The organism is Paeniglutamicibacter gangotriensis Lz1y, from assembly GCF_000348945.1.
GTDB classification, from domain to species: Bacteria; Actinomycetota; Actinomycetes; order Actinomycetales; family Micrococcaceae; genus Paeniglutamicibacter; species Paeniglutamicibacter gangotriensis.
The window spans coordinates 1-3,412 of sequence record NZ_AOCK01000019.1 but is presented as its reverse complement, the minus strand read 5'-3'; the positions used below and the strand labels follow the sequence as shown (position 1 = coordinate 3,412).

The 3,412-nt window shown below is 56.3% G+C and carries 1 rRNA gene; it reads left to right on the top strand.

Annotated elements, in window-relative coordinates:
- Window positions 1–674: 674 nt before the first annotated feature.
- Window positions 675–791: ribosomal RNA gene (gene rrf, locus ADIAG_RS19725) — 5S ribosomal RNA — on the top strand.
- The last annotated feature ends 2,621 nt before the right edge of the window (window positions 792–3,412 follow it).

Here is a 3,412-nt window from a genome sequence, read left to right as displayed (position 1 = left end):
GGCCAAGGTCGGGGATCGTTCAGCGTGCGTATGTGCGGTGTGGGGTGTGGCCCCGGCCCGCTACGCACGGACGCTGGGCATCACCCCGGCCGCATCGCCGCCCTTGGGGGGAGGTGGAGAGTTATCCACAACTCCTGTGGACAACTATTCGTTGCGGCGATCAGGCAACGGCATTCTCCTGACTGCGAGCAACGTCCGAGTCAATTCGAAATTGTCCACTGACGGCAACGGAACGTCCGGCCGAACAGAACGCCGAGGTGATGACCTCCGGCGCCCCGAACCTTGTGCAGATAACTAGCCCATCGGCACGATCCCCTTTCCGGGTTGGGCCTGGTGCACCGGAATTATTCACCACTCGTCTGAGAGAAATGTGTGTGATGCAGCAACCGATCCATGGTGGCATCGGACCGGGACTCGATGCCATTGGCAGCCTCGCCAGCGCACGTAAGTACGATGAGTAGTTCCAGTGCGGCCCGCGATCTCAGACCGAACTCCAGGCTCGGGCCGCAGTGACCGACAGCTCGTGGTTGTGATGCCACTCATGCGCCAAAAAGCCACTATTGGTTAGCCCTGTGTTCGGGGTTCCGCTATAGTTATTGATGAAGAACCACAGCATCAGTTGTGACTCGATAAGCCACCAGCGTTCCTGAATAAGGAATGCGAGGTAACAGAGTTACGGCGGTCATAGCGTGGGGGAAACGCCCGGTCCCATACCGAACCCGGAAGCTAAGACCCACTGCGCCGATGGTACTGCACTCGGGAGGGTGTGGGAGAGTAGGTCACCGCCGGACATAATTGTCCCAGAACCCCTGAACGACACCGTTCAGGGGTTCTGTTGTTTAACGGGCCAAACTGGATTTGGGGCCGGGCCAGACTTATAGGACAAAAGCGTGTCCGCCCAGAGTGTGCAACCCGGTGCGTTGCCATGTTTGACCGGGTTTCAAGAGGGTCTGCCAGTCCAACCTTTCCTGGCCCACAATCCTTGGGAATCGCTCGCTGTGGTACCGAACAATTCGGGCTCGATCGGGCCTTCCTCGTGCACTGGCTCAGGTGCCGGCTTGAAGTGCTCGGGACGGATGAGCGTGCGCGGTGCTTCTGGATTTTCGTTATAGGTGTAAAGCCACCACTCGACGACTCGTCTTGCATGGGCCGGCGGCATCCCGCAGTGACCACGCAACGGAGCGTGAAACTGAGTATTGACACCCCTGGCTCCGCAGCCGACATACCTTACGAATTGGGTGCCCGAAGATGTCTTCCATTGCATTTCAAGGCAGATCCGCAAAGTTCACATAGCTTCGATTTTCCAGAACCGTTCACGTTTAATGCCTCAGGAACATAAGAATCCCCGTTCTACCGGGTAACCACTGGGAAGCGCGCCCCTCCCGGACACACTTTCATGCCTATAAGTCGGATTCTGGGTTATAGGCATGAAAGTGTGACTACCTCGGGTGTGTCAGTCGGGGTTTGCGCATTGGTGGCATTACGGGACGATGAAATCTGCGTGGTGGCGCTCGTGCTGCCAGCACGACTTCGAGTGCAGTCTTGTCAGTGAAGCTGGGCCGTCGGCAAATCGCTTCGGGTATCGATGCTGAGGGCTGACCCCCGCGAAAGGACACCAGTCTTGGAAAACGACCAGTTAGATTCACCTGTCGGTTTGGTAGGCAATACCCGCGAATGCAGCGAGGGGAATGCTGGGGTTGCGCTGATCGCCCGGATCACTGGCATCTGTTGTATCGGCGGCTCGGTACTAAGCCATCGTGTTCATTCTGCGGCACAGCTGTTAAGGGCAGTTTGAAGTTGCCCACTGGCGGCCAACGAAAATGACCACTGGCGGCAGTCCACTGACCAGCAACGGCAAGACGAATTGACCACTGGCGGCAAACGGAATTGACCGGGGCCATCACTTTTGGACTACTACTGGAAGGTGATGGGGACTGTCGATTGGCGGCTGCAGATAGTCATGCGGAGCCACGGTTCGGTATCGCCATCAGGCCGGCGGTACCCAGCGCAGGTCCCGGCGAAGCTCTTGGATCATATTCATTGCGCTACCCAGGAAAGCAAACATCCCGAATCTTTGATGAGCCGACGAAGGCCACAAGTCCAAATGCGCTAACGAACAAAGACCACGTTAATCATTCAAAACCCACTGCCTCGCAGCAGCATGTCCGAGTAGGTGACTATCTGTACCAAAGGATACGCACCCCGGACGCATGATGTAGGCCGGGGGAAGCACTCGGTATCGGGCGCTAGAAACGTTCGTTCCCTAAGGCTAAAACTGCCAAGGACTGCCAAGGACGCCAGATCGCAGGTGGGTACCGGAGCTCATAAGATGTGAACGCCCCAACGATTCACGGAAATAGCAGAATCACTGGTAAAAGCGTCTGGTAGATAATACATACGGTTCTAGTTTGATGCTACCGAGGAATCTATTGAGAGCGGATCCGTGGCCTCGTCTAGCTTGGCTCGCCGGCGAAGCAGTGCTCCCGTTGGGACTCAAAGAGACGTATGAAAGTTACCGGGTGGCTTACCTAGGTATTGAACGCAGGGGCTCAAACCGCAGACTGCTGGGGATGCGAAGTCCTCGCTACGCGGATCATTGCGGTGAGCACTTCATCGGAAGTTCGCTGCATGACGTATCGGCGAAGAAACGAGAACTTCACGCCGAGCGTTCTGGAGATGATTCTGAATCGGGCAGGCGGTTCACTGGAGCAATGCGCACCACTCTCTGCGAACACCGCGGTCACCATTCATGCTTGGCTTGGGAATGGGAGGCACCGTATGTTGAGTCTTCGAATCCTACAAGAGCTCCGGAACAGCCACGCAAGGGGGAGTGGTTCCACAGGGCGGAGTGAAGGACCGCGGCCTGGGACGATGTTCTCGTCGCCCCAGGAAAACGCCAACCGTTGCGCCCTAACGTGTCGCCGGGGTCACAATGCTGATTTTTGGGTGACGGAGCCCAGTCGGGCCCCTAAGGGTCCATTGTGGCCCTCTATCCCGCGGTTTTTGCTGAAGAGTGCCTCTGATTTGCCGTGGCGGTAAAAGGTGTGTATAGTTTTCTAAGTCGCCGCGAGGGACACCGCGGGAATACCGCGGAGGAAATCGCCAGGCGACAAAATCTCTACTCAAACCCCTTCCAGAATTTGTTTGGTGCTTTGCTGCGCCAGCAACATGATGGAAGCCGAATGTTAGGGCAGTGTTCACCGGTTACGGTGGGTTTGCTCCTTGACACGAGGTGGGCTAAGGTAGACAAGTTGCTCCAGAGCGAAGCGCCGGCAGGTTTGTAAGTCCGGGTCGTGGATGTTGGAAGCGTCTGTTGTTTGAGAACTCAATAGTGTGCCAAGTTTGTTGATACCAATTTATTTATTTTATTGGTGAATGGCTTCAAGATTCGCACCCCCGTGGGGATACTTGA